The organism is Paracidovorax oryzae ATCC 19882, assembly GCF_000687165.1.
Taxonomy (GTDB): Bacteria; Pseudomonadota; Gammaproteobacteria; order Burkholderiales; family Burkholderiaceae_C; genus Paracidovorax; species Paracidovorax oryzae.
Genome location: NZ_JMKU01000030.1, coordinates 1 through 22831, shown reverse-complemented (window position 1 = coordinate 22831; position 22831 = coordinate 1). Strand labels below are relative to the sequence as shown.

Below are 22831 nucleotides of genomic sequence, written 5' to 3'. Positions count from 1 at the left end.
CGGCCCACCGGAGCACGCCATGAGTACCTTCTACCGCACTGCCAGCGCCAACCAGTACGAAAACGCACTGCGCAACCTGTCGCAGCGCCAGACCGCGCTCTCCAACCTGCAGGAAAACCTCACTTCCGGCAAGCGCGTGGTGCGCGCGAGCGACGATCCGGTGGCGGCCGCCCAGGCCGAGCGCGCGATCACGCGCATCTCGCGCGTGCAGAGCGAGCAGCGGGCGCTGGAGAACGCGCGCAATACCGTCACCCAGGCCGAATCCACGCTCGGCCAGGCCGTGGACATCGTGCAGGAACTGCGCCAGCTCGTCGTGAGTGCGGGTGGCGGCACGCTCAAGCCCGAAGACCGCAAGACCATCATGAACCAGGTGCAGGGCCTGCGCGAGCAGCTGTCCGACATGGTCAACCGCAAGGACACGAACGGCCTGCCGCTGCTGGGTGCGCTGGGCAGCGCGCTGGCGCCCTTCCTGGGCCCGCAGTCGGGCACCCCCGACTACAGCTTCGCCGGGCTGCCCGGGCAGGCCTCGGGCTCCGCCACCTCGCTGCCGATGTCGCTGGACGGCGAGTCCGCCTTCATGTTCCAGCCCAAGCGCGACGGCGTCTATACGGCTTCGGTGAGCAACATTCCCACGGGCCGCCTGCTGACGACCGATGGCGTGAAGGCCGGGGACACCTCCCTCGTCACCGGGGACGACTACCAGATCGTGTTCAGTGGCGTGGGCCCCGGCGCGACGGCCGGCACCACCACGGCCACCTACACCATCACCAACATGACCACCGGCGTGGCATCCGCGCCCGTCACGGTGCCGGACTTCCCGGCGGACAAGCCCGTGTCGATCGCGGTGACCGGCATCCCGGGCGTGAGCTTCAACATCACCGGCACGCCCACCCGGCAGAACGACGGCACCTACAACTTTTCTCCAGCCAACGGCGACACCATCTCGCTCAAGCCCAGCGCCAGCATCTTCAGCAGCATCGACCAGGCAGTGCGCGACATCGGCGGCGCGACCAACGGCAACGCGGCCGCGCAGGCCGTGGGCCAGGCACTGAACAACATCGACATCGGCCTGGAGCGCATCCAGAACATGCGCGGCTACGCGGGCGAGCTGCTCAATCGCGCGGACCGCATCACGGGTGACCAGAACAAGCGCGCGGACCAGCTCGAGGCGGACCGCTCGCGCGCCGAGGATCTCGATATGATCAAGGGCATCTCCGATTTCCAGAACAACCAGACCGGCTACCAGGCAGCGCTGCAGTCCTATGCCCAGGTGCAGAAGCTGTCGCTGTTCAACTACATCAGCTAAGCGGAAGCGAGGCAAGCGGGGCACCGGGCCCGGCCTCCTCCGCCTGCCCGCTCCGCAAAGCCCAACATGGTCCAATCCGTCCTCGGCAGCCTGATCCTGGGCTATCGCCCTCTCTGGAACGCCGCGCGCCGGCTCACGGCCGTGCAGCTGCACGTTCACAACGCCGGCGAGGCCGTGGTCGATGCGCCGCACCTGCTGCGCACGCTGCAGGAGCTCTGGAGCTCGGGTTCGCCGCCGCTGCTGCTGTCGCCGCAGAGCCCGCAGTTGCTCATCGACCTGCTGGCCCAGGCGCCGCGCGGATCACCCTGGATCAGCGTGCCCGATGCATGGCTGGCCGACGCCGGCATCTTCGAGCGCGTGCGCTCGGCGCACCAGCGGGGCCTGAAGCTGGTCTGGCGCGGCGCGCTGGACCGGCTTCCGCCAGCGGAGGTCGCGGCCTGCTTCGACAACAGCCTGCTGTCGCTGTCGGCCACCGACGCCATGGCGGCCCTGCGCGCGGCCGGCGGCCAGATCCGCGGCGCCCCCGCGCAGCCCAGCCCGGTGATCGCGGGCCAGATCTACGAGAACATCGCGAGCCGCCCGCTCATGGAGCATTGCCTGGACCGGCACGGCGCGCTCGCCATCGCCGGCTGGCCTTCGGAGGACGTGCTCTACAGCCTGCGCCACCAGCAACTGCACCCCGCCCACGAGACCGTGCACAAGCTGATGCGGGCCATCGACGCGGAGCAGTCGCTGGAGGCCTTCGAGCAGATCCTCGGCGAGGACCCCCTGCTCGCCTACCGGTTCATGGTCTATACCAACTCCGCCGCGCTGGGGCTGCGCACGGGCGTGGATTCGCTGCGGCGCGGGCTGGTGATGATGGGCTATGGGTCGCTCCAGCGCTGGCTGGGCGACCAGTTGCCGCATGCGAGCACCGATCCCAACCTGCAGCCCATCCGCGAGTCCATGGTGATCCGCGCACACCTGACCGAGCGCCTGCTCGACGCCGGGGTGGAGAGCGACCTGCGGCGCGAGGTCTATCTCTGCGGGCTGCTGTCGCAATTGGGCGAACTGCTGTCCGAGCCGCTGGGCGCCATCCTGCGGCGCCTGCCCCTGTCCGAGCGCATCTACGACGCGGCCGTGCTGCACCAGGGGCCCTATGCCGCCAGCCTGGAGATGGCGTGCGCGCTCGAATCCGAGGATGCCGCACCGATCCGCCAGCTCTGCGAGACGCACGAGATGGACCTGGAGGAAATCAACCGGGGGCTGCTGCGGGTGATCTCGGACCTGGTAGTGGAGCGGCCGGCGGGGAAGTGAAGCCCACCCTCCCCGCTCTGCGGCGGCACGGCTACGTTTGGCCATGCAGGATTTCGCACGGGGGATTGATGGCGCGCGCACGCCGTGAAAGATGGGTGCAATTGCATTTCTCTTCTTTCAAACATGGAAAATTCACGGATTTCTCGCGGATCGGCGGCGACGCTCCCATCCATGCCCCCCGATGCACGCGGCGAAAATTCACCGTTGGACAGAAACCGTTCCCGACAATGCCCGGCGCACGATGCAAGATGGGACGCCTTGCCAAGGCGTGCTGCCGATGGCCGGATTCCCTGCGTTGCCATGCCCGGGCGGTCACCTGTCATCCATGGAATATGCGCATCCCACCATCGGGCCGATGAACCCGCCTATGCGCCAGGAGCGTCCGGCTGGGCAGCGAAGCGCTCTGCGGCATTCGACCAGGCCAGCGCCCTGTCGCGCGTCGATCCGGATCACCTGGGAGCCTGCGTGATCTACAGCCTGCTGTGGATGAACGACGTCACCACCGGGCAGGGCAACGCAGCGGCCAGGATGGCCCGGCTGGACCGCTCGACGCCGGAGATCATCTCCCTGCATCAGCAATACATGGACAGGGTGGAACACAGCAACCAGGACCCGCATCACCGGGAAGACCCGCTGCTGCAGACAGCGCGCGCACACGGAGTCGAGAGTGCCGGCAATACCATGGCAGTCGATATCCTCACGAACGAGGGAGCGGCCATGGCGGAAATCGCCGGCATCCTCAGCAGGCCCGGCAGTTCCCACCTGCTGTGGCTGGGAAACCTGGGCTCCAGCCATCATGCGATCGCCGCGCATGCGGCAGGCGGCCGGTGCATCCTGTTTGACGCGAACCTGGGTGAATTCCGGCTCAGGCCTTCGGAGGTGCCGCTGGTCATGCGCGAGATCGTCGCCCGGAATTCGCTGAACTTCGCCATTCCCGAGATCCTGGTCATGCCGATGCGGACGCAGGCCTGAAACCCGGTCAGAGGCCCCGGGCCGCCCGCTGGAACACCTTCCAGAACCCCGGATCCTGCGTGGTCGTGAAATTGATGCGCATGAGCGTGCAGGGCCGGCGGGTGGCATGGAACAGCGCACCGGGCGCGATGAGGTAGCCCTCGTCGAGCATGCGCTGGGCGAGCATGTCGGTGTCCACGCCCGTCTCCACCCAGCCGAACATGCCTGCGGGCTCGGCCGCGAAGCGCTGCCCGGCTTCCAGCGCGATCTGCACGCTGCGGGCCCGCGCCTGGGCCAGGCGCAGGCGCATGCGCTCTGCGTGTCGGCGCAGCTGGCCCTGCTCGATGCACTGCGCCAGGGCCTTCTCGAGGATGGAAGGCGTGGTCAGCGTGGACAGCAGCTTGGTGTCCAGCAGCCGCTCCACCAGGCCCTCGGGCGCGGCCAGGTAGCCCACCCGCCAGTTGGGCGCGAGGATCTTGGCGAAGCCGTTCACGTAGATGGTGCGGCGCAGCCCGTCCAGGGCCGACAGGCGCGTGGCGTGGTCGGGCGCGATGTGGCCGTAGGTGTCGTCCTCGACGATGTGGAAGCCGTGCCGGTGGGATAGCTGCAGGATGCGGTGCGCATGCCCCGGCGACAGGCTGTAGCCGGTGGGGTTGTGCAGCACGCTCACGCTCACGAACAGCTTGGGCGCATGGGCCTCGCAGTAGCGAGCCATCACGTCCAGGTCCGGCCCCTCGGGGCCGCGCGGCACGGGCAACACGCGCATGCCCAGTGCATCGAGCCGCGCGAACTCCACCGACCAGCCGGGCTCCTCCACCATGACCGGGTCGCCGGCCTTCAGCAGCGTGCGGCTCACGATGTCCAGGGCATGCGTGGCGCCGATGGTGGTGATGATCTGCGCGGGTTCTGCCGGCACGCTGAGGTCGGCCAGCCGCCGCGCGAGCGCAGCGCGCAGCCCGGCGTCGCCCCGGGGCTCGCCATAGGCCAGGGAGCCGTCCTGCAACGCACGCCCCGCGGTGACGCGGCGCACGGCGGCGAACATGAAGCGCGCATCTTCCAGCCAGCCCGGCGGAAACACGCCGGCCCCCGGCTGGGGCTTGGACGAGGCCTGGTGGAACATGCCGCGGATCAGGGTGGTGGCGTTGATGTGCGAGCCCGACATCGGCAGTGCGGCGGCGCCCAGGATCGCGGCTCCCGCAGCCGGTGTGCCCGGAGCGGCCGTTCCGCCCGGGGGCGAGCCGGCGGGAGCGCCCGCCACCGCGGGCGGAGACCTCTGCCCCGCATCGCGCACGAAGAACCCGCGCTGGCGCCGCGCCTCCACGAGGCCCTGCGCCAGCAGTTGGTCGTAGGCAGCGACCACGGTGTGGGTGCTCACGCCCTGCTGCCGCGCGCATTCGCGCACCGACGGCAACCGCGCGCCGACGGGCAGCAGCCGGCTGCGGATGCGTTCCGCGAATCGATCGGCGAGTTGCTCGGTCAGGGTGCGTTCGGGCGTGCGGGTCAGCATGGAAGGCTTTCTGGAAACTGTGTTGTCCAGCGCACCGGTACAGTTCATGAACTTGTGCAGCTGTCTGTATCGGCACTGTAGCGGAATCATGCCTACAGTGGGTCCCGTAACCGCACGTATCCAGCCCGCAACCCGCAGTACCCATGCCCCTGGTCGAATTCACCGCACTCCTGGTCCTGGCGACTGCCATGAGCTTCTCGCCCGGCCCGAACACCACGCTGTCCACCGCCATCGCGGCCAACCGCGGCCTGCGGCCGGCCATGCGCTTCGTGTGCGCCGTGCCGCTGGGCTGGTCGGCGCTGCTGCTGGTGTGCGCCGCGGGCATCGGCAGCCTGGTGGTGGCCGTGCCCGCCCTGCGCACCGGCATCAAGGCGGTGGGCATCGCCTACCTGCTGTGGCTGGCCTGGAAGCTCTCGCGCAGCGGCCGGCTCGCCGATGCCGACGCGGCCCGCATGGACGTGGGCTTCTGGTCCGGTGCCGCACTGCAGTTCGTGAACATCAAGGCCTGGCTGCTGGCGCTCACCATCGTGGCGGGCTGGGTGGCCGGCAGGCCCGACAGCCTGCCGCGCCTGGCGGTGGTGGTGCCCGTCATGATCGTGTTCGCCTTCGCGAGCAACTTCCTCTACGCCGCCACCGGTGCGCTGCTGCGCCAGTGGCTGGCCCACGGCGCCCGCCTGCTCTGGTTCAACCGCGGCATGGCGGCGGTGCTCGCGGCCACCGCCGCCTGGATGGTGACGGCATGAGTGCCGTGCCCGCATCCACGGCATCCCCCGCGCCGCGGCCCGTGGCGGTGCGTTCCGCCGAAACCCGCGGCCTGCTCTGGGGGCTGCTGGGCGTGGCGATCTTCGCGCTCACGCTGCCCATGACGCGGCTGGCCGTGGGCACGCCCGAGGCGCCACAGCTGCCGGGCGCGTTCGTGGCCATCGCCCGCGCCGCCATCGCGGGGCTGCTGTCGGCGGCCCTGCTGCTGGTGCAGCGCGCGCCGCTGCCGGCCCGCGAAGACTGGCTGCCGCTCGCGGCCACGTCGCTGGGCGTGGTGTTCGGCTTCCCGCTGCTGACCTCGCTGGCCATGCGCCATGTGGCTGCGGTGCACGCCAGCGTCATCATCGGCCTGCTGCCGCTCGCCACCGCGCTGGTGGGAGCGCTGCTGCACCGCCAGCGGCCGTCGCCGCGCTTCTGGCTCTGTGCGCTGGCCGGCACCACGCTGGTGGTGGCCTTCGCCCTGCAGCGCCCTGGGGGCGGCGGCGGGCTGGCATGGCACCCGGCCGACCTGCTGCTGCTCGCCGCCGTGCTCTGCGCGGCCGTGGGCTACGGTTTCGGCGGGCGCCTGTCGCAGCGCATGCCGGCCGGCGCGGTGATCTGCTGGGCGCTGGTGATGGGGTTGCCCGTGGCGCTGCCGGCTGCCTGGTTCTTCGCGCCTTCGCCCGATGCCGCGGCGGCCGTGTCCCCTGCCGCCTGGGCGGCCCTGGCGTACGTATCGGTGTTCTCCATGTGGCTGGGCTTTTTCGCCTGGTACCGGGGCCTGGCCCTGGGCGGCACCGTGCGCGTGAGCCAGGTGCAGCTGGTGCAGCCGTTCCTGGGCATGCTGTTCGCCGTGCCGCTGCTCGGCGAGCGGCTGGATGCGGCCAGCCTGGGCGTCGGGCTCGCCGTCATGGCCACGGTCCTCATCGGCCGCCGCGCGCCCGCCGGGCAGCGCGCTCCCGCAGGCCCCGCCACCCCGGGGAGGCCGCCGCGCAGTTAAGCTCTTTTCCTGGCGGGGCCCACCCCTTGCCCCTCCGACCGGCCGCACGACGGCTTTTTCGACAACGACGACACGAACGAGGCACGGCCCCTTTTCTTTCCGGGGCGTGCCGCAGGAGATGATTTCCATGACGACCTGGACCCTGGCCCAACGCGCCGCGAAGATGAACCCCTCGGTGATCCGCGAGATCCTGAAAGTGACCGAGAAGCCCGGCATCATCAGCCTGGCGGGCGGACTGCCCTCCCCCAAGACTTTCCCGGTCGATGACTTCGCACAGGCCTGCGCGGCAGTGCTGGGCAACGACGGCGCATCTTCGCTGCAGTACGCGGCGAGCGAGGGCTACCTGCCGTTGCGCCAGGCCGTGGCCGACTTCCTGCCCTGGGACGTGTCGCCCGACCAGATCCTGATCACCACCGGCTCGCAGCAGGGCCTGGACCTGGTGGCCAAGGTGCTCATCGACGCGGGCAGCCGCGTGCTGGTGGAGACCCCGACCTACCTCGGCGCCCTGCAGGCCTTCACGCCCATGGAGCCCGACGTGCACAGCGTGGCGAGCGACGACGAAGGCCCGCTGGTGGATGACCTGGCGGCCAAGGTGGGCTCGGGCGCGGACCGCGCGCGCTTCATGTACCTGCTGCCCAACTTCCAGAACCCCACGGGCCGCACGATGACCGAAGCGCGCCGCGTGGCGCTGTCGGCCAAGGCCGCCGAACTGGGCCTGCCGCTGGTGGAGGACAACCCCTACGGCGACCTCTGGTTCGACCAGCCCCCTCCGCTGCCGCTCACCGCGCGCAATCCGGAAGGCTGCATCTACCTGGGCTCGTTCTCCAAGGTGCTGGCCCCCGGCCTGCGCCTGGGCTTCCTGGTGGCGCCGCACGCGCTCTACCCCAAGCTGCTGCAGGCCAAGCAGGCGGCCGACCTGCACACGCCCGGATTCAACCAGCGCATGGTGGCCGAGGTGATGAAGGGCGGCTTCCTGGACCGCCACGTGCCCACCATCCGCGCGCTCTACAAGCAGCAGCGCGACGCGATGCTCTCGGCCATGGAACGCGAGATGCAGGGCCTGGGCGTGACCTGGAACCGCCCCGACGGGGGCATGTTCCTCTGGGCCCGCCTGCCGGAAGGCATGAGCGCGCTGGATCTCCTGCCCGAGGCCGTGGAGCGCAACGTGGCGTTCGTGCCCGGCGCGGCCTTCTATGCGGACAACGCCGACGCGCGCACGTTGCGCCTGTCCTTCGTCACCGCGAGCGCGCAGCAGATCCAGGAAGGCATCGCCGCGCTGGCCGCCGCCATCCGCGCGCGCCTGCCGCAAACCGCGGAGGCCTGACGCCATGCTGAGACTCTGGGGACGCGTGTCGTCCATCAACGTGCGCAAGGTCCTCTGGGCCGCGCAGGAGCTGGGGCTGGAGCTGCAGCGCACCGACGCCGGCGGCCAGTTCGGGCTCGTGCGCGAGCCGCAGTTCCTGTCGCTCAACCCCAACGGCCTCGTGCCGCTCATCGAGGACGAGGGCACCACGCTCTGGGAATCGAACACCATCGTGCGCTACCTCTGCGCGCGCCATGCGCCGGGTGATCTGTACCCCGAGGACCTGCCCACGCGCTTCCTCGCCGAGCAATGGATGGACTGGCAGCAGACCACCCTCAACCCGGCCGGCCGCGACGCGTTCCTGCAGTGGATCCGCACGCCCGCGGCACAGCGCGATCCGGCGGCGATCGCCCGTTCGGTGGCGGCCACCGAGCCGCTGATGGAACTGCTCGACGCGCACCTGGCCCGGCATGCCTACCTGGCGGGCGACCGCTTCACGATGGCGGACATTCCCGTGGGCTGCGAAATCCACCGCTGGTGGGGCCTGCCGCAGGACCGACCCGCCCGGCCGCACCTGGAGCGCTGGTTCGCCGCGCTGCGCGCGCGCAGCGGCGCCCTGGGCGTGCTGGACCAGCCGCTCGCCTGACGCCGCCCGCGGCGGCTTTCACCCGATGCCGCGGCGGCCCGGACGGCCGCCGGGGAGGGTTGTGCCCGTTCGTTTTTTCCACAGGAGCCCACCATGCGCCAGCGACCCTTCAAGCAAGTCGATGTGTTCACCGACCGCCCGTACCTCGGCAACCCCCTGGCCGTGGTGCTCGACGGCGAAGGCCTGTCCACCGAGGAGATGCAGCACTTCACGAACTGGACCAACCTCTCCGAAGCCACGTTCCTGCTGCCCCCGACGGACGAGGGACGTGCGGCCGGGGCGGATTACCGCGTGCGCATCTTCTGCCCCGGCCGCGAACTGCCGTTCGCGGGCCATCCCACGCTCGGCAGCTGCCACGCCTGGCTCGAGGCCGGCGGCCGGCCGCGCACCCCGGGCCGCGTGGTACAGGAATGCGGCGTGGGCCTGGTCACGCTGCGGCAGGACGGCAGCCGGCTGGCCTTCGCGGCCCCACCGCTCAAGAAGAGCGGCCCGCTGCCGGAGGCGGACGTGGAACTCATCGCACGCGGGCTGGGGCTGGCGCGCACCGACATCGTCGGCCATGCCTGGTGCGACAACGGCCCGAACTGGCGCGGCGTGATGCTCTCCTCGGCCGAGGCCGTGCTCGCGCTGCGGCCCGACGGGGCCGTGCTGGGCGCCCTCGACGTCGGCGTGGTGGGGCCCCGCGGCAAGGTGGGCGTGATCGGCAGCCACCCCGGCGGGGAGGCGGACGCGCCGGATTTCGAGGTGCGTGCCTTCTTCCCCGGCAACAACGGCCTGGCCGAGGATCCGGTGACCGGCAGCCTGAACGCCGCCCTGGCGCAATGGCTGATCGGCGCCCACCTGGCCCCGCCCCGCTACATCGCCAGCCAGGGCACCGCCCTGGGGCGCGCGGGCCGCGTGCATGTCGAGCAGGACGGCGAGCACATCTGGGTGGGGGGCGGCTCCATCACCTGCGTGGACGGGCAGGTGCTGCTGTGAGCCCTGCGGCCTTCGACCCGGCCCGGGCCGCATGCGTCGACCACCTCGTGGTGGTGGCCGCCTCGCTGGACGAAGGCAGCCGCTGGTGCCGCCGGACCCTGGGCGTGGACCCCGCGGCCGGCGGCGCGCACCCGCTCATGGGCACGCACAACCGGCTGCTGAACATTTCCGGGCCCGCGCACCCGCGCGCCTACCTGGAGGTCATCGCCATCGATCCCCAGGCGCGGCCTGCCCTGGCGCCGGGCCGCCGCCGGTGGTTCGACATGGACGACGAGGCCCAGCGCTCGCGCGTGGCGCGGCATGGGCCGCAACTGGTCCACTGGGTGGCGTCTGTGCCCGACATCGCCGCGGCGCACGCCGCGCTGGCCGCGCGCGGCGTGGACCGGGGCGAGATCATCACCGCCGGGCGCCCGACACCCTTCGGCCTGCTGGAGTGGCGCATCACCGTGCGGCCCGATGGCGCCCGCCTGATGGATGGCTGCCTGCCCACGCTGATCAAGTGGGGCGAGCGCCATCCGTGCCACAGCCTGCCGGACAGCGGCGTCACGCTGGAGTCGCTCGCGCTGGAACACCCCGACGCCGCGGCGCTGCAGGGCGCATGCGCCGCGGCGGGCGTGCGCGGGCTGCTGCGCGCACCCGCTGGCCGGTCTTCCGCCCCACGCATCGTGGCGACCCTTGCCACGCCGCTCGGCTCCGTCACCTGCACATCGCTGCTCCAGGAGAACGCACCGTGATGTCCGCCTTCACCTTCACCCCGCAGGAACTGCTGCTCTTCGCGCTCGCGGCGCTGGTGCTCGTGCTCACGCCCGGCCCGAACATGGTCTATTGCGTCTCGCGCAGCCTGACCCAGGGCCCGCGCGCCGGGCTGCTCTCGCTCGCGGGCGTGGTGGCCGGCTTCGGCGTGCACCTGCTGGCCACGGCACTGGGGCTGTCGGCGTTGCTGGCGGCCGTGCCGCTGGCCTTCGACGTGCTGCGCATCGCGGGCGCCGCCTACCTGCTGTGGATGGCGTGGCAGGCCGTGAAGCCCGGTGGCAGCGCGCCGTTCGAGGCACGTGACCTGCCGCACGACGGCCCCCTCAAGCTGGTCCTCATGGGGTTTCTCACAAGCGCGCTGAACCCCAAGGTGGCCATGTTCTACGTCTCCTTCTTCCCGCAGTTCCTGCACCCGGAGCGTGGCCAGTGGCTCGCGCAGACCTTCACGCTGGGCGCGCTGCAGATCGGCATCAGCGCGCTGGTCAATGCCCTGCTGGTGCTGTTCGCCGCGCGCGTGGCCCGCTTCCTGCATCGCAGCGCCGCCTGGGTGCGCGCGCAGCGCTACCTGATGGGCACCGTGCTCGGCGCGCTCGCCCTCAAGATCCTCTTCACCGAAAGAAAGGCCACGCCATGAACGCCGTGCTCCCCGCCTCCGCGCCCGATGCATCCGCCCGGCTGCACGCCGCGCTGCCCAGCCTGTCGGACATCGAGGCCGCGGCGGACGTGGTCTATGCCGACTTCGCCCCCACCCCGCAGTACCGCTGGGCGCTGCTCGGCGAGCGCCTGGGCGCCGAATGCTGGGTCAAGCACGAGAACCACACCCCCGTGGGCGCGTTCAAGATCCGCGGCGGGCTCACGTATTTCGACCAGCTCGCCAAGCGCGGGGAGATGCCCCGCGAGGTGATCAGCGCCACCCGCGGCAACCACGGCCAGAGCCTGGGCTGGGCCGCGCGCCGCCACGGCGTGGCCTGCACCATCGTCGTGCCGCATGGCAATTCGGTCGAGAAGAATGCCGCCATGCGCGCCCTGGGCGTGTCGCTCATCGAACACGGGCAGGATTTCCAGGAAGCGCGCGAGCACGCCATGCAACTGGCGGCCGGGCGCGGCGCGCACATGGTGCCGAGTTTCCACGCCGACCTGCTGCGCGGCGTGGCCACCTACTGGTGGGAGTTCCTGCGCGCCGTGCCGCACATGGACGTGGCCTACGTGCCCATCGGCCAGGGCTCGGGCGCGTGCTCGGCCATCGCCGCCCGGCATGCGCTGGGGCACGGCGTGCGCATCGTCGGCGTGGTGAGCGCCCACGCCACCACCTACGCGGACTCGATCGCCGCCGGCCGCGTGGTGGAAGCACCCGTCTCCACGCAACTGGCCGACGGCATGGCCTGCCGCGTGGCGGACCCGGAGGCCCTGGCCATCCTCGCGCCCGGGCTGGACCGCGTGGTGCGCGTGACCGACGACGAGGTGGCCGCCGCCATGCGCGCGCTGTTCGCCGACACGCACAATGTGGCCGAAGGCGCGGGCGCCGCCGCCCTGGCCGCCGCAATGCAGGAACGCGGCCGCCTGGGCGGGCAGGTGGTCGGACTGCCGCTCACGGGCGGCAACGTGGACGCGCAGGCGTTCGCGGGTGTGCTGGCCGGCCACTGAGACGGCAAGGCGACTGCACCGGCAACCGCCGGCACGGCGCAGCGCATCCGCGACACCCCGTCGCTGCCGCGACATCACCCGGCAGGCGGTTCTGCCACATTGCCGTGCATGGGAACCCTCTACCTCGTGCGCCATGCGCAGGCCTCCTTCGGCGCCCAGGACTACGACCAGCTCAGCCCCCGCGGCCACGAGCAGGCGGTGCGGCTGGGCACCTACTGGCGCGAGCGCGGCATGCGCTTCGATGCCGCCTATACCGGCACGCTGCGACGGCACGCGCAGACGCTGGCAGGCATCGCCGAAGGGTTGCAGTCGGCGCCCGAGCCTTTGCAGGCGCTGCCTGCGCTGAACGAATACGACAGCGCCGCCCTGATCGGCGCCATCCACCCGCAGCCCCTGCCACCGGCGGAGACGCCCGAGCTCTACCGCCAGCACTTCCGCCTGCTGTGCGATGCACTGGCGCAATGGATGGGCGGCACCATCAGCCCGGCCGGCATGCAGAGCTGGACCGGCTTCTCGGACGGGGTGCGCGCGGTGCTGGACCACGTGCGGCGCCACCATGCGGGCCAGAATGTGCTGCTGGTCTCCAGCGGCGGCCCGATCTCCACCGCCGTGGGCGCGGTGCTCTCCACCCCGCCGGAAGTGACCATCGCCCTCAACATGCGCATCCGCAACACTGCGGTGACCGAATTCAGCATCGCTCCCAAGCGGCTGATGCTGCAGACCTTCAACGCCCTGCCGCACCTCGACACGCCCGAGCACGCGGGATGGGCCACCCACGCCTGAGACCTGCCCCGGGTCTTCCGTCAGCCGAACCGCAGCGCCGCCACGCCCGCCAGGATCACCGCCGTGCCGGCGGCGCGCTGCGCCCCGAAGGGCTCGCGCAGCCAGAGGGTGCCGATGACAGCGGCGAAAAGCACCGAGGTCTCGCGCAGCGCGGCCACCGCCGCCACCGGCGCGCGCGTCATGGCCCAGAGCGCGATGCCGTAGCTGCCCAGCGAGGCGGCCGTGCCCAGCGCCGCGATGCGCCAGCGGCCCGCCATGTAGCGCAGGGCGGCACGGCGCTCGCCCTCGCCCTTGCGCTGGTGGAGCACCAGCAGCAGGTAGGGCAGGCCGTCGAACAGGAACAGCGCCGCCACGTAGCTCAGGGCGTTCCCCGAGGCGCGCACGCCCAGGCCGTCGATGACGGTGTAGAGCGCGATGATGGCGGCATTGGCCAGGGCGAAGCGCAGCGCCTTGCCGCGATGGCCGCCGCCCTGCAGGCTGGCGGGCGACAGCCCCAACAGCAGCACGCCGGCGCAGATGCCGGCCACGCCCCACCAGGCGCGGCCCGAGAGCGCTTCGCCGATGAACGCCTGGCTGGAAAGCGCCACCAGCAGCGGTGCGCAGCCGCGCATGACCGGGTATGTCAGCCCCAGGTCGCCGTGGCGGTAGGCCCCCGCGAGCGCCGCGTAGTAGCCGATGTGGACGAGTGTGGATGCAGCGATGTAGGGCCAGGCCGCGAGGGCCGGCAAGCCGGCCGCGGCCAGCAGCGGCACGGCCGCGATGCAGCCCAGGCTGTGGATGAGGGCCGTGTCCAGGGCCTTGTCGGCCGCCGACTTGATGAGCGCGTTCCAGCCGGCATGCAGCAGCGCGCCGCACAGCACGGCCAGGACGACGCCGCCGGCCAGGTTCACGCGGCCGCCGCAGCCGCCTTGCGGCCGGCCTTGCCGCGCGCGGCCTTCGGGGACGGCGCGGCCTGGGCGGGGGCCGCCGTGCCCGCCCCTGCGGCGGTGCGGCGGCTGGCCTCCAGCGTGCGGGCGCGGCTGTTCATCACATGCTGGAACATGGCCTGGCCCGCCGCCTCGGGGTCGCCCGTCGCGATGGCCTTGACGATCTGCTTGTGCTCGCGCGCATAGATGGCCATGGATTCCTCGTTGAGGTTGCGGCGCCGGTAGAGCGACAGTTCCTTGACCAGCTTGCGGTAGGTGGCCACCAGCTTGGCATTGCCCGCCAGCTCCAGCAGCCGGTCGTGGAAAGCCAGGTTGGTGGCGTGGAAGTCCTGCGCCTCGCCCGCACGGGCGGCGCGGTCCATGGCGTCGGCCAGTTGCCGCAGCTCGCGCACCTGGGCCGGCGTGGCCGTCTCGGCCAGCTTGCGGCCGACGTAGAGGTCCATCACGGCACGCACCTCGAAGATCTCCAGCGCCTCTTCGATGGAGACATCGCGCACGAACACGCCCCGGTTCTTCTCGGTGCGCACCAGGCCGCCCTCGTCGAGCGTGCGGAAGGCTTCGCGCACCGGACCGCGCGAGACGCCGAGCCGGTCGGCCAGCGTGGCCTCGGTGAGCTTGGCGCCCGGCGCCAGGTCGCCTTCGAGGATCAGGCGCTCGATCTCGGTCTGCACCAGGCCCGCCAGCGAGTTGCTCTGCAGCTGGGCGATGTCCGGCAGCGGCGATGTCTTTCGTTCGGTCATGGGCCGGATGCTAAGCCAGAATCACAGATTGTCTGCAATCTGCAAAAGACAATCTTCGATCTGCCTTGGTTTTGACACGTTCCCGTCACTGCCGGAAAGCACATTACCGGCTTTCTTCCAAGGAGTTCGCCATGCGTTCGCTCAAGCTTTTCACGGCCCTTGCCATCGGCCTCGCCAGCGCCACGGGCGCGTTGGCGCAGAAGACCCAGCTCACCGTCTATACCGCCCTGGAAACCGACCAGATCAAGGCCTACCAGACCGCCTTCAACAAGGTCGAGCCCGACATCGAGATCAAGTGGGTGCGCGACTCCACCGGCGTCATCACCTCCAAGCTGCTGGCCGAAAAGGCCAGCCCGCAGGCCGATGCCGTGTGGGGCGTGGCCGCCTCCAGCATGGCGCTGTTCGAGCAGCAGGGCATGCTCGAGCCCTACGCGCCGCTGAACCTCGACGCGATCATGCCGCAGTACCGCGACAAGAAGACCCCGCCCGCCTGGGTCGGCATGGACGTGTTCGGCGCCGTGGTGTGCTTCAACACCGTCGAGGCCAGGAAGAAGGGCATTCCCGTGCCCACCACCTGGAAGGACCTGCTCAAGCCCGAATACAAGGGCCAGGTGGTGATGCCCAACCCGGCCTCTTCGGGCACCGGCTACTTCGACGTGGCCGCCTGGCTGCAGCTCTGGGGCGACGACGCCGGCAAGGGCGGCGGCTGGAAGTACATGGACGCGCTGCACCAGAACATCGCCCAGTACACCCATTCCGGCTCCAAGCCCTGCAACATGGCCGCCGCCGGCGAATACGTGGCCGGCATCTCGTTCGAATACCGCGGCTACACCAACAAGGCCAAGGGCGCGCCGATCGAGCTGGTGTTCCCCAAGGAAGGCCTGGGCTGGGACCTGGAAGCCTTCGGCATCTACAAGGGCACGCCCAAGATGGCGGCAGCCAAGAAGCTGGCCGACTGGGCCACGTCCAAGGACGCGATGATGCTCTACGGCAAGAACTTCGCCGTGACCGCGCAGCCCGGCGTGGCGCCCAAGCTGGCCGGCATTCCGGCCGACTACGAAGCGCGCCTGATCAAGATGGACTTCGAGAAGTCCGCCGCGAACCGCGAGCGCATCCTGGCCGAGTGGACGAAGCGCTACGACGCCAAGAGCGAGGCCAAGAAGTGATGAACGCGCCGGCAGCGCGCGCCTTCGGCGCGGAACGCAGTGCCGGCGCAGGGCCGGCCGCCGCGCTGACGACGGATGCCGCCGCGCCGGCTGCGGCGGGCCATCTGCGGCTGGAAGGCATCCACAAGCGCTTCGGCGCGTTCACCGCGCTGGAGCACATCGACCTCTCCATCTCGCGCGGCGAATTCGTCTGCTTCCTCGGCCCCTCGGGCTGCGGCAAGACCACGCTGCTGCGCATCATCGCGGGGCTGGAGGCGCAGACGCGCGGCCGGCTCTGGCAGGGCGGGCGCGACATCTCCTGCCTGCCGCCCGCCCAGCGCGACTACGGCATCGTGTTCCAGTCGTATGCGCTGTTTCCCAACCTGAGCGTGGCGGACAACGTGGCCTACGGCCTGGCCAACCGCCGGCAGCCGCGCGCGGCCGTGCAGGCGCGCGTCGAAGAGCTGCTGCAGCTGGTCGGCCTGCCCGGCAGCGGCGGCAAGTACCCGGCCCAGATGTCCGGCGGCCAGCAGCAGCGCGTGGCCCTGGCTCGGGCACTGGCCACCTCGCCCGACCTGCTGCTGCTGGACGAACCCCTCTCCGCGCTCGACGCCATCGTGCGCGTGCATCTGCGCAAGGAACTGCGCGCGCTGCAGCGCCGCCTGGGCGTGACCACCATCATGGTCACGCACGACCAGGAAGAGGCCCTGACGCTCGCCGACCGCATCGTGGTGATGAACCACGGCGTGATCGAGCAGGTGGGAACGCCGCTGCAGATCTACCGCGAGCCGGCCTCGCCCTTCGTGGCCGACTTCGTGGGCAAGGCCAACCGCCTGCGCGCGGTGGCCGAGGGCGACCGCTGGTTCCGCTGCGGCGGCCTGCGCCTGCGCTGCACCGAAGGCCATGGCGCCGAGGCGCTGCCCGCCGGCAGCGAGGCCTGGCTCTACCTGCGGCCCGAAGACCGCATCATCGAACGCCTGCCGCCCGACCTGCCCGGGCTGTGCTCCGGCACCGTGCAGCGGCTCGAATTCCTGGGCGGCACCTGCCTGGCGGAGCTGGACGTGCAAGGCCTGCCCGGCCAGCCCCTGCTGCTGCAGTTCTCGCTCAACCAGATGGACGAATTCGGCGTGCAGGAAGGCCGCCGCCTGGAATTCGCCCTGCGCGAAGACCGCCTGCGCGCCTTCCCGCTGGCAGATGGCCGGAGCTGACGCCATGAGATCGCTGCCCCGGCCCCCGTCCGCGGCCGCGCCCCGCCAGCGCACGGCCTGGAGCGACCGGCTGGCGCAGGCCGCGCTGCTGGCCCTGGTCGCGCTGCTCTGCGTGGGCCTGCTCGGCCCCCTGGCCGCCGGCCTGGGCCAGGCTTTCGCGCCCGCCGGCGCCGGCAGCGGCGGGGACAGCGGCGGCAGCAACGCCTTCGCCGACTACCTGCGCTCGCCCGCGCTGCTGCAAAGCCTGGCCAACAGCCTGCAGGTATCGCTGCTGACCACCGCCATCGTCATCCCGCTGGCCTTCGGCTTCGCCTACGCGCTCACGCGCAGCTGCATGCCGCTCAAGCGCCTGCTGCGCGGCATCGCGCTGCTGCCGCTGCTGGCGCCCTCGCTGCTGTCCGCCATCGCGCTGATCTACTGGTTCGGCAACCAGGGGCTGGCGCGCGCGTTCTGGCAGGCGCTGGGCTTCGACAGCATCTACGGCGCGCCGGGCATCGTGCTGGCCCAGTGCTTCGCCACCTTCCCGCACGCGCTGATGATCCTCGCCACCGCGCTGGCGCTGGCCGATGCGCGGCTCTACGAGGCGGCCGACGCCATGGGCACGCGCCCGCTGCGGCGCTTTCTCACCATCACCCTGCCGGGGGCCAAGTACGGGCTGGTGTCCGCCGCGCTGGTGACCTTCACCCTGGCCATCACCGATTTCGGCATCCCCAAGGTGGTGGGCGGCAACTTCAACGTGCTGGCCACCGACGTGTTCAAGCTGGTCATCGGCCAGCAGGACTTCCGGCGCGGCGCGGTGGCCTCCCTGCTGCTGCTGGCGCCGGCCGTGCTCACCTTCTGCATCGACCACCTGGTGCGGCGCCGGCAGACCGCCGCGCTGGGCGCGCGGGCCTTGGTGCTGGCCCCGAAGCCCGCGCCCGCCTTCGACGCCGCCATGACCGCGTTCTGCGGGCTGGTCGCGGCGCTGATGCTGGCGATGTTCGGCATGGCGGTGTTCGCCTCGCTCGCCACGCTCTGGCCCTACAACCTCGCGCCCAGCTGGAACCACTACGTCTCCGGCCTGGTCGATGCCGAGATGGGCGATGCGCTCGCCAACAGCCTGATGCTGGCGGCCGGCACCGCCACCTGCGGCACGGCGGCGGCCTTCGCGGGCGCCTACCTGCAGGAGAAGATGCAGGGCATGGCGGCGCTGCGCACGCTGCTGCGGCTGATCGCCATGCTGCCCATGGCGGTGCCGGGCCTGGTGCTGGGCCTGGGCTACATCTTCTTCTTCAACGCGCCCGGCAATCCGCTGCACGGGCTCTACCAGACCATGGCGCTGCTGGTGCTGTGCACGGTGGTGCACTTCTACACCACCGGCCATCTCACGCTGGTGACCGCGCTCAAGGCCATCGACGGCGAATTCGAGGCCGTCTCGGCCTCGCTCAAGGTGCCGTTCTACAAGACGCTCTGGCGCGTCACCCTGCCGATCTGCCTGCCCGCGCTGCTGGACGTGGCGCGCTACTTCTTCGTGAACGCGATGACCACCGTGTCCGCCGTGGTGTTCATCTACGCGCCGCAGACGCGGCCCGCCTCGGTGGGCATCCTCAACCTGGACGACGCGGGCGACACGGCCGGCGCCGCCGCCATGGCGGTGCTGGTTTCGGCCGTCTCCATCGCGGCCAGCCTGCTCTTCCTGCTGGCGGGCTACTGGGCCGAGCGCCGCACCCAGCGCTGGCGGGCGCGCTGAGGCCGCCCACAGCATCCACCCTACGCATCCGCCAACATGCAAGCACAGCACTCTTCACCGCATTACGACCTGATCGTCGTCGGCGCCGGCATCGTCGGCCTGGCGCACGCCTACACCGCCGCCCGCCGGGGCCTGTCGGTCTGCGTGATCGACAAGGACGCCGCCTGCGTCGGCGCGTCCATCCGCAACTTCGGCTTCGTCACCGTCACCGGCCAGGGCGCGGGCGACACCTGGCGCCGCGCCCGGCGCTCGCGCGAGGTGTGGGGCGAGGTCGCGCCCCAGGCCGGCATCGACATCGTCCACCAGGGCCTCTGGCTCGCCGCCCAGCGTCCGCAGGCCCTGCGCGTGCTGGAGGAATTCATGGCGACCGAAATGGCCGAAGGCTGCGAGCTGCTGCCGCCGCAGGAGGCCGCGCGGCGCGCCCCGGCGCTGCGGCTGGACGGCGAACGCGGGCCGGTCCAGGCCGTGCTCCACAGCCCGCACGAGGCGCGCGTGGAATCGCGCACCGCCATCGCCCGGCTGGCCCGCTGGCTGGCCGAAGCCCACGACGTCGCCTTCCGCTTCGGCGAGCAGGTGCTGGAAGTGGCCACGCCCCGCGTGCGCACCGCACGCGCCACCTTGCATGCCGAGCGGGTGGCCGTCTGCACCAATGCCGAGCTGGGCGGCCTGCTGGCCGAGCGCATCGCCCCGCACGGGCTGCGCCTGTGCCAGCTGCACATGCTGCGCGTGCAGCCGCCGGAGGGCTTCCGGCTGCCCGGCTCGGTGATGGGCGACCTGAGCCTGGTGCGCTACCTCGGCTACAGCCGCCTGCCCGCCGCCCGGGCCCTGCGCGCGCAGCTGGACGTGGAGGAAGGCGAATCGCTGGCCCACGGCATCCACCTGATCGTGGTGCAGAGCGCCGACGGCTCGCTGGTGGTGGGCGATTCGCACCACTACGGCCCGGTGGTCGAGCCCTTCGCCGACACGCGCGTGGACGACATCATCCTGCGCCATCTGCAGGAAGCCCTGCACCTGCCCACATTCCGCGTGACCCAGCGCTGGCTGGGCACCTATCCCTCGTCGCCCGTCACCGACTGCCTGATCGACGCGCCCGACGATGCCACGCGCCTGGTACTGGTCACCAGCGGCACCGGCGCCAGCACCGCCTTCGGCATCGCCGAGGATGTCTTCGCCTCCTGGTAGGCCCTTCCCATGACCCACAGCACCCCACCGCTTCGCCTGCAGGCCGCCGTCTTCGACTGGGCCGGCACCATCATCGACTTCGGCTCCCGCGCCCCCATGGGCGCCTTCGTGCGGCTCTTCGCGCAGTTCGGCGTGGAGATCAGCACCGCCGACGCCCGCGGCCCCATGGGCATGGCCAAGTGGGACCACATCCAGGCCCTGGGCCGGCTGCCCCATGTGGCGGCCCAGTGGCAAGCCCGGCACGGCCGGCCCTTCGGCGATGCCGACGTGGACCATCTGCACGAGGTCTTCACGCCCATGAACGCCGCCGTCATCCCCCAGCATGCCGATTTCATCCCCGGCGCGCTGGAGGCCGTGGCCGCGCTGCGTGCGCGGGGCCTGAAGATCGGCTCCACCACCGGCTACAACCGCCCCATCATGGAAGTGCTGGCCCCCATCGCCCGCGCCGCAGGCTACGTGCCCGACAACCTGGTATGCGCGGGCGACCTGGCCGCCGGCCGGCCCTCGCCGCTCATGATGTACCGCTGCTTCGCCGACCTGGGCGTGTGGCCCGCCGCCACGGTGGTGAAGGTGGACGACACCGGCGTGGGCGTGCAGGAAGGCACCGCCGCCGGCACCTGGGCCGTGGGCCTGGCCATCAGCGGCAACGCGGCCGGCCTGTCGCTGCAGGAATGGAATGCGCTGGACGCCCCCGCGCGGCAGCAGGTGCGCGACCAGGCCACCGCCGAACTCCGGGCCGCCGGCGCGCACTACGTGATCGACACCGTGGCGGACCTGCTGCCCGTGCTGGATGACATCGACGCCCGGCTGGCGCGGGGCGAAACGCCGCCCACCGCCTGATCGGGGGCGTTAACAGGCCCTAAGGCCCTTCCACCAGCGTGCCGTCCGGCAGGTCGGCGATCTCGCCGAGCAGCGCCGCCAGTTGCGCGGCCGCGGCCTCGACCACGGCGCGCCCCTTTTCCGCGCTGGCCCCGGCCGCATCGCCCACCGCGCCCGCCGGGTGGTAGTCCTGGATGGCCCAGCCCATCCTGGCGCTGCGGCCGTTGCCCAGGATGGGGTAGCGTTCCGCCCGGTCCTGCGAGGTCGAGCGGAACCGCCCGGCATGCGCCATGCGCACGGTGTCCGGCGCGAGGTGCAGCATCATCGACGTCTCCACCTGCCCGCCGTGGATGCCGAAGCGGTGCTCCTCGGCGCTGAACAGGCCATGCACCGCCTCCGGCAGCGGCAGGCTGAACCAGCTCGCGCTGTACACCAGCAACCCATGCCGCTGCCGCAGTTCGCGCGCCACGATGTCCATCACGCTCACCTGGCCGCCGTGGCCGTTGAAGAGCAGGAGCTTGCGGATGCCGGCGCGCGCCACGCAGGCGCCCAGCTCGCTCCAGAGCGCGATCACCGTGGCCGGCGACAGCGTGAGCGTTCCCGGGAAGGCCGTGTGCTCGGTGCTCAGGCCCACATCCTGCGGCGGCAGGAACAGCACGGGCAGGTCCGGTGGCAGCGACGGCAGCGCGGCATCGATCACGCCCCGCAGCAGCGCGGCATCCACGCTGAGTGGCAGGTGCGGCCCGTGCTGCTCGATGGCGGCCACGGGCAGCACGGCCACGGTGCGCGCCGCCAGGCCCGAGGCCCGGGCCTCGGAGAAATCGCGGGTGGAGAGTTCGGCCCAGAAGCGGGAGGGATAAGGCATGGACGCATCGTAGGGCATGGCACGCGCGGGAAGCGATCACTCCGCCTGCGTGCATAGGCATCGCCTTCCTTTATCACCTTGTATTGAATAAAAACAATAAGTAACAATTATCGAAGTGATAGCGTCTTATACGTTCCATAGCAAACCGCCATAAGGGAGGAATTCGTGAACTTCTTGAAGAACATCCGGCTCGGAGCCATGCTCGGCACTGGCTTCGCCATCGTGATCGCCATCGGCTTCCTGGTCGCTGCCTACGGGCGCATCCAGCTCGACCGCACGGGCTCCAACCTCCAGGCGCTGTCGCGCGACCGGCTCGACATCCTGCTGCATCTGCAGCAGGTCAAGGACAACACCAACGTCGCCGCCCGTGCCGTGCGCAACCTTGCGTTGCTGGAAGACGACGCGGCCATGGCCGAAGAGAAAAAACGGCTCGACGGCGTGATCGCGGAGACGTCGGAACTCATGGGCAAGCTGCAGCAGCGCGTGCGCTCGCCCGAAGGCCGGGCCCTGATGGACCGCATCGGCGAAGCACGGCCGCAATTCCTCGCCACCGTCGAGAAGGCCGCGAAGCTCGGCCTCGCCAACGACATGGCCAATGCGCGCACCGTGGTGCTCGGCGAAATGCGCACCGCGCAGAACGCCTACTTCAGGGCGGTGGAGGACATGATTGCCTTCCAGCGCAAGGTGACCACCGACATGGCGGAATCCTCCAGCAGCGAGGCCGGCGCCGCCGGCAACACCATGGTCGTGCTGGCCGTGCTGTCGGCCGCACTGGGCGTGCTCGTCGCCTGGTCGATCACGCGGCGCGTGAAGGGCCAGCTCGGCGGCGAACCCGCCTATGCCGCACAGATCGCCCAGGAAGTCGCCCGCGGCAACCTCGCCGTCCAGGTCGATCTGCGCCCCGGCGACTCCTCCTCCGTCCTCGCCGCCATGGGATCCATGCGCGCCAACCTCGCACAGGTCGTCTCCGAAGTCCGCCACAGCAGCGAATCCATCGCCACCGGCGCATCCCAGATCGCCACCGGCAACGCCGACCTCAGCCAGCGCACCGAGGAGCAGGCCTCCAACCTCCAGGAAACCGCCGCATCCATGGAGCAGATGAACTCCACCGTCAAGCAGAACGCCGACACCGTACGCACCGCATCCCAGCTCGCCTCCTCCGCTTCCGCCACCGCCGCGCGCGGCGGCGAGGTCGTCGGCAACGTCGTGCGCACCATGCAGGACATCACCGACTCCTCCCGCAAAATCGGCGACATCATCGGCGTCATCGACTCCATCGCCTTCCAGACCAACATCCTCGCACTCAACG

Annotated in this window: 22 protein-coding genes; 18 read left to right on the top strand and 4 right to left on the bottom strand. The window is 71.0% G+C overall.

The features are described from left to right. The first annotated feature begins 19 nt into the window (after positions 1-19). From flgL to T336_RS27155, 3 genes are all read left to right on the top strand, one after another. Positions 20-1306: a flagellar hook-associated protein FlgL gene (gene flgL, locus T336_RS0119320; RefSeq protein ID WP_026433786.1), complete on the top strand. Its 1287-nt coding sequence runs from the start codon at positions 20-22 to the stop codon at positions 1304-1306. 66 nt (positions 1307-1372) lie between these two features. Beyond that, complete coding sequence (locus T336_RS0119315) at positions 1373-2602, top strand: HDOD domain-containing protein (RefSeq protein WP_026433785.1); 1230 nt, start codon at positions 1373-1375, stop codon at positions 2600-2602. 123 nt (positions 2603-2725) lie between these two features. Beyond that, positions 2726-3574 (top strand): YopT-type cysteine protease domain-containing protein, encoded by an 849-nt coding sequence (locus T336_RS27155; protein WP_084151469.1) that lies wholly within the window; start codon positions 2726-2728, stop codon positions 3572-3574. Between the two features lie 7 nt (positions 3575-3581). On the opposite strand, the gene T336_RS0119305 is transcribed toward T336_RS27155, so the two are convergent. Beyond that, positions 3582-5060 carry an aminotransferase-like domain-containing protein gene (locus T336_RS0119305; RefSeq protein ID WP_026433784.1) on the bottom strand — a complete coding sequence of 493 codons (1479 nt, stop codon included), beginning with the start codon at positions 5058-5060 and terminating at the stop codon, positions 3582-3584. A 143-nt stretch (positions 5061-5203) separates the two neighbouring features. On the opposite strand from T336_RS0119305, the gene T336_RS0119300 reads away from it, so the two are divergent. From T336_RS0119300 to T336_RS0119260, 9 genes are all read left to right on the top strand, one after another. Next, positions 5204-5803: a LysE family translocator gene (locus tag T336_RS0119300; RefSeq protein WP_026433783.1), complete on the top strand. Its 600-nt coding sequence runs from the start codon at positions 5204-5206 to the stop codon at positions 5801-5803. Next, positions 5800-6801, top strand: a complete 1002-nt coding sequence (locus T336_RS0119295; RefSeq protein ID WP_026433782.1) for a DMT family transporter — start codon at positions 5800-5802, stop codon at positions 6799-6801. The genes T336_RS0119300 and T336_RS0119295 overlap by 4 nt, the downstream gene beginning before the upstream one ends. Before the next feature lie 127 nt (positions 6802-6928). Then, positions 6929-8125: an aminotransferase-like domain-containing protein gene (locus tag T336_RS0119290; protein WP_013596681.1), complete on the top strand. Its 1197-nt coding sequence runs from the start codon at positions 6929-6931 to the stop codon at positions 8123-8125. 4 nt (positions 8126-8129) lie between these two features. Next, positions 8130-8750: a glutathione S-transferase gene (locus T336_RS0119285; protein WP_026433781.1), complete on the top strand. Its 621-nt coding sequence runs from the start codon at positions 8130-8132 to the stop codon at positions 8748-8750. Between the two features lie 93 nt (positions 8751-8843). Then, positions 8844-9728 carry a PhzF family phenazine biosynthesis protein gene (locus T336_RS0119280; RefSeq protein ID WP_026433780.1) on the top strand — a complete coding sequence of 295 codons (885 nt, stop codon included), beginning with the start codon at positions 8844-8846 and terminating at the stop codon, positions 9726-9728. Continuing rightward, complete coding sequence (locus tag T336_RS0119275; protein ID WP_026433779.1) at positions 9725-10462, top strand: VOC family protein; 738 nt, start codon at positions 9725-9727, stop codon at positions 10460-10462. The genes T336_RS0119280 and T336_RS0119275 overlap by 4 nt, the downstream gene beginning before the upstream one ends. Continuing rightward, a complete protein-coding gene (locus T336_RS0119270; RefSeq protein ID WP_026433778.1) occupies positions 10462-11115 on the top strand; it encodes a LysE family translocator in 654 nt (217 codons plus the stop codon). Before T336_RS0119275 ends, T336_RS0119270 begins: the two co-directional genes overlap by 1 nt. After that, entirely contained in the window at positions 11112-12125 is a 1014-nt protein-coding gene (locus T336_RS0119265) for a threonine dehydratase (protein ID WP_051647344.1), read from the top strand. The genes T336_RS0119270 and T336_RS0119265 overlap by 4 nt, the downstream gene beginning before the upstream one ends. A gap of 108 nt (positions 12126-12233) precedes the next feature. Beyond that, positions 12234-12908: a histidine phosphatase family protein gene (locus T336_RS0119260; protein WP_026433776.1), complete on the top strand. Its 675-nt coding sequence runs from the start codon at positions 12234-12236 to the stop codon at positions 12906-12908. Between the two features lie 20 nt (positions 12909-12928). Here the strand turns inward: T336_RS0119260 and T336_RS0119255 are convergent, their stop codons facing one another. Both T336_RS0119255 and T336_RS25410 read right to left on the bottom strand, forming a co-directional pair. Continuing rightward, complete coding sequence (locus T336_RS0119255; protein WP_051647341.1) at positions 12929-13798, bottom strand: EamA family transporter; 870 nt, start codon at positions 13796-13798, stop codon at positions 12929-12931. Beyond that, complete coding sequence (locus T336_RS25410) at positions 13795-14574, bottom strand: phosphonate utilization associated transcriptional regulator (protein WP_084151468.1); 780 nt, start codon at positions 14572-14574, stop codon at positions 13795-13797. Before T336_RS25410 ends, T336_RS0119255 begins: the two co-directional genes overlap by 4 nt. A gap of 131 nt (positions 14575-14705) precedes the next feature. Between T336_RS25410 and T336_RS0119245 the strand changes: the two genes are divergently transcribed. From T336_RS0119245 to phnX, 5 genes are read left to right on the top strand one after another with little or no spacing between them, the layout of a single operon-like run. Further along, positions 14706-15740, top strand: a complete 1035-nt coding sequence (locus T336_RS0119245) for a putative 2-aminoethylphosphonate ABC transporter substrate-binding protein (RefSeq protein WP_026433774.1) — start codon at positions 14706-14708, stop codon at positions 15738-15740. Next, positions 15740-16927 carry a putative 2-aminoethylphosphonate ABC transporter ATP-binding protein gene (locus T336_RS0119240; protein ID WP_051647340.1) on the top strand — a complete coding sequence of 396 codons (1188 nt, stop codon included), beginning with the start codon at positions 15740-15742 and terminating at the stop codon, positions 16925-16927. Before T336_RS0119245 ends, T336_RS0119240 begins: the two co-directional genes overlap by 1 nt. Before the next feature lie 4 nt (positions 16928-16931). After that, entirely contained in the window at positions 16932-18656 is a 1725-nt protein-coding gene (locus T336_RS0119235; RefSeq protein ID WP_026433772.1) for a putative 2-aminoethylphosphonate ABC transporter permease subunit, read from the top strand. Between the two features lie 36 nt (positions 18657-18692). Next, positions 18693-19838 (top strand): TIGR03364 family FAD-dependent oxidoreductase, encoded by a 1146-nt coding sequence (locus T336_RS0119230; RefSeq protein WP_026433771.1) that lies wholly within the window; start codon positions 18693-18695, stop codon positions 19836-19838. A gap of 9 nt (positions 19839-19847) precedes the next feature. Next, positions 19848-20678, top strand: coding sequence for a phosphonoacetaldehyde hydrolase (phnX, locus tag T336_RS0119225; RefSeq protein WP_026433770.1), 831 nt, complete (start codon positions 19848-19850; stop codon positions 20676-20678). Positions 20679-20697: 19 nt separating this feature from the next. Here the strand turns inward: phnX and T336_RS0119220 are convergent, their stop codons facing one another. Then, positions 20698-21540, bottom strand: coding sequence for a creatininase family protein (locus T336_RS0119220; RefSeq protein WP_026433769.1), 843 nt, complete (start codon positions 21538-21540; stop codon positions 20698-20700). Between the two features lie 147 nt (positions 21541-21687). Here T336_RS0119220 and T336_RS0119215 point away from each other — a divergent pair. Further along, positions 21688-22831: MCP four helix bundle domain-containing protein (locus T336_RS0119215; protein ID WP_035226604.1), on the top strand; the 1144-nt coding region annotated here is incomplete at its 3' end.

Bases quoted from the DNA above. Each gene is read 5' to 3' on its own strand.
- T336_RS0119305 (WP_026433784.1), bottom strand. From the start codon at position 5,060: ATGCTGACCCGCACGCCCGAACGCACCCTGACCGAGCAACTCGCCGAT.
- T336_RS0119265 (WP_051647344.1), top strand. From the start codon at position 11,112: ATGAACGCCGTGCTCCCCGCCTCCGCGCCCGATGCATCCGCCCGGCTG.
- T336_RS0119280 (WP_026433780.1), top strand. From the start codon at position 8,844: ATGCGCCAGCGACCCTTCAAGCAAGTCGATGTGTTCACCGACCGCCCG.
- T336_RS0119285 (WP_026433781.1), top strand. From the start codon at position 8,130: ATGCTGAGACTCTGGGGACGCGTGTCGTCCATCAACGTGCGCAAGGTC.
- T336_RS0119295 (WP_026433782.1), top strand. From the start codon at position 5,800: ATGAGTGCCGTGCCCGCATCCACGGCATCCCCCGCGCCGCGGCCCGTG.
- T336_RS0119235 (WP_026433772.1), top strand. From the start codon at position 16,932: ATGAGATCGCTGCCCCGGCCCCCGTCCGCGGCCGCGCCCCGCCAGCGC.
- T336_RS0119240 (WP_051647340.1), top strand. From the start codon at position 15,740: ATGAACGCGCCGGCAGCGCGCGCCTTCGGCGCGGAACGCAGTGCCGGC.
- T336_RS0119230 (WP_026433771.1), top strand. From the start codon at position 18,693: ATGCAAGCACAGCACTCTTCACCGCATTACGACCTGATCGTCGTCGGC.
- T336_RS0119260 (WP_026433776.1), top strand. From the start codon at position 12,234: ATGGGAACCCTCTACCTCGTGCGCCATGCGCAGGCCTCCTTCGGCGCC.
- T336_RS27155 (WP_084151469.1), top strand. From the start codon at position 2,726: ATGGAAAATTCACGGATTTCTCGCGGATCGGCGGCGACGCTCCCATCC.
- T336_RS0119270 (WP_026433778.1), top strand. From the start codon at position 10,462: ATGTCCGCCTTCACCTTCACCCCGCAGGAACTGCTGCTCTTCGCGCTC.
- T336_RS0119245 (WP_026433774.1), top strand. From the start codon at position 14,706: ATGCGTTCGCTCAAGCTTTTCACGGCCCTTGCCATCGGCCTCGCCAGC.
- T336_RS0119300 (WP_026433783.1), top strand. From the start codon at position 5,204: ATGCCCCTGGTCGAATTCACCGCACTCCTGGTCCTGGCGACTGCCATG.
- T336_RS0119315 (WP_026433785.1), top strand. From the start codon at position 1,373: ATGGTCCAATCCGTCCTCGGCAGCCTGATCCTGGGCTATCGCCCTCTC.
- T336_RS25410 (WP_084151468.1), bottom strand. From the start codon at position 14,574: ATGACCGAACGAAAGACATCGCCGCTGCCGGACATCGCCCAGCTGCAG.
- T336_RS0119220 (WP_026433769.1), bottom strand. From the start codon at position 21,540: ATGCCCTACGATGCGTCCATGCCTTATCCCTCCCGCTTCTGGGCCGAA.
- flgL (WP_026433786.1), top strand. From the start codon at position 20: ATGAGTACCTTCTACCGCACTGCCAGCGCCAACCAGTACGAAAACGCA.
- phnX (WP_026433770.1), top strand. From the start codon at position 19,848: ATGACCCACAGCACCCCACCGCTTCGCCTGCAGGCCGCCGTCTTCGAC.
- T336_RS0119290 (WP_013596681.1), top strand. From the start codon at position 6,929: ATGACGACCTGGACCCTGGCCCAACGCGCCGCGAAGATGAACCCCTCG.